The 2,354-nt window shown below is 66.1% G+C and carries 2 protein-coding genes; both read left to right on the forward strand.

Annotated elements, in window-relative coordinates; all coding sequences use genetic code 11:
• On the forward strand, positions 1–1,597 hold a 1,597-nt coding region (locus VD811_06910), incomplete at its 5' end, for a heterodisulfide reductase-related iron-sulfur binding cluster (protein ID HXV20702.1).
• Positions 1,598–1,792: 195 nt separating this feature from the next.
• A partial coding sequence (locus VD811_06915; GenBank protein ID HXV20703.1) for a dienelactone hydrolase family protein occupies positions 1,793–2,354 on the forward strand: 562 nt, incomplete at its 3' end.

Here is a 2,354-nt window from a genome sequence, read left to right on the forward strand (position 1 = left end):
GGTCGCCCGCGAGCAGCTGCGCCAGGGTTACCTCGATGCCGACATGGGGATCTCCGGCGCCAACATCGCCGTCGCCGAGACCGGCGGCATCGCCCTGGTCACCAACGAGGGGAACGCCCGGCTGGTCACCACCCTGCCGAAAATCCATGTCGCCCTGGTCGGCATCGAGAAGCTGGTGCCGAAGCTCGAGGATGCCGCCCGCATCCTGCAGGTCCTGCCGAAGAATGCCACCGGCCAGCTGCTGACCTCCTACGTCAGCTGGATCACCGGCGCCGTCCCCTGCGGCGAGGCGGAGAAGGAGCTGCACATCGTGCTGCTCGACAACGGCCGCGGCGCCCTCGCCGACTCCCCCCACTGCCGCGACGCGCTGCGCTGCATCAAGTGCGGCGCCTGCGCCAACGTCTGCCCCGTCTACCAGACGGTCGGCGGCCATGTCTTCGGGCACATCTACATCAGTGCCATCGGCATCATCCTTACCGCCTTCTTCCACGGCCTCGACAAGGCGGCGGAGATCGTCCGCGCCTGCATCGGCTGCCGGGCCTGCGTGGCGGTCTGCCCGAGCCAGATCGACCTGGAGAGCATCATCCTGCATCTGCGCGAGGTGGTCGGGGAGGAGGAAGGCATCGGCGCCGGCAAGACGCTGGTCTTCAAGAAGGTGATGCGCAACCGCAAGCTCTTCCACACCCTGATCCGCGCCGCCAGCCTGCTGCAGAAGCCGGTGACCAAGGGGGAACGGACCATCCGCCATCTGCCGATGTTCTTCTCGTCGCTGACCGAATGGCGCACCCTGCCGGCCATCGCCGAAAAGCCGCTGCGCGACATCATCGACAGCATCCCGCAGAAGGTCGACAAGCCCCGCTTCCGGGTCGCCTTCTTCGGCGGCTGCGCCAACGATTTTCTCTATCCCGAACTGGGTCGCGATCTGGTCAAGGTGATGAACCACCTCGGCGTCGAAGTCTTCTACCCGCAGGAGCAGAACTGCTGCGGCATCCCCGCTCTCTACTCCGGCGACCGGGAGACCGCGGTCGAACTGGCGGAGCAGAACGTCAGTGCGATGCTCGCCGGCAACCCCGACTACGTGTTGACCACCTGCCCGACCTGCTCCATGGCCCTGCAGCGTGACTTTGTCGACCACCTCAGAGACAACCCGGTCTGGGCCGAAAAGGCGGAGCGCCTCTCGGCGATCACCATGGACGCCGCCAAATTCATTGCCGATGTCCTCAACGCCGCCGATGCCTTCAAGGGGCTGGCCGACCCGGTCAAGGTTACCTACCACGACTCCTGCCACCTCAAACGCGGCGCCGGCGTCTGGCAGCAGCCGCGCGCGCTGCTCGCCGCCTCCGGGCGGGAAGTGGTGGAGATGGCGCACGCCGACCGCTGCTGCGGCTTCGGCGGCTCCTACTCCTTCACCAGCCACCCCAACATTGCCCGCAACATCCTGGCCGACAAGGTGGCCGACATCGAAAAGACCGGTGCCGCCTGCGTCGCCATGGACTGCCCCGGCTGCCTGATGCAGATCCGCGGCGGCCTGGAAAAGCAAGGGACGGCGGTCCGCGCCGCCCACACCATCGAACTGCTTGCCGAAACCCTCGACTGATCGCCACCACCCGCGAAGACACTCCTCTCTCTTCTGGCCCCGGCAGCAACGCCGGGGCAATTTTTTTGTCGCCCCCTCCCCTTTGCAGTCCAGCTCGCCCTCCTCTCCATCCGCGGTATAATGGGGGCATAAATAGCCTTCTCTCCCGAGAGATGAGAATTCCCCCTGACGGAATTTTCCGGAAAGGAGTTCGCCATGCTACCGTTGTCTCTTCTTCGAGCGTCATTGCTGACAACCCTGGTCTTCCTGATCCTGGTCACTCTCCCGGCCGCGGCGGCCGACCTCCTCCCCCCCGCAGAGGCCGGCGCCAAGGCTTTCCTGGAGTCTTCTCCCCGCCATCACGAATGGGTCAATATTCCCCTGCCCGGTTCAGAAAGGAAGATTTCCACCTTCGTCGCCTTCCCCGAGCGCAAGGAGAAGGCGCCGGTGGTGATCGTCATCCACGAGGTTTACGGCCTCACCGACTGGATTCGTGCCGTCGCCGACAGCCTGGCGGCGGCCGGATTCATCGCCATGGCCCCCGATTTCCTCACCGGGCGAGGGCCGGGGGGCGGCGACACCGGAGCTTTCGCCAGCCGGGACGATGTGGTCAAGGCGGTGCGGGAGATCCCGCCGCCGGAGGTGGTCAGCGTGCTGAACGCGGTGGCCCGCTACGGAGCGACCCTGCCGGCGGCCACGGACAAGTTGGCAACGATGGGATTCTGCTGGGGCGGCGCCCAGAGCTTCTTCTACGCCACGGCACAGCCCGATCTCGACG

This window comes from Desulfuromonadales bacterium (genome assembly GCA_035620395.1).
Taxonomy (GTDB): domain Bacteria; phylum Desulfobacterota; class Desulfuromonadia; order Desulfuromonadales; family DASPGW01; genus DASPGW01.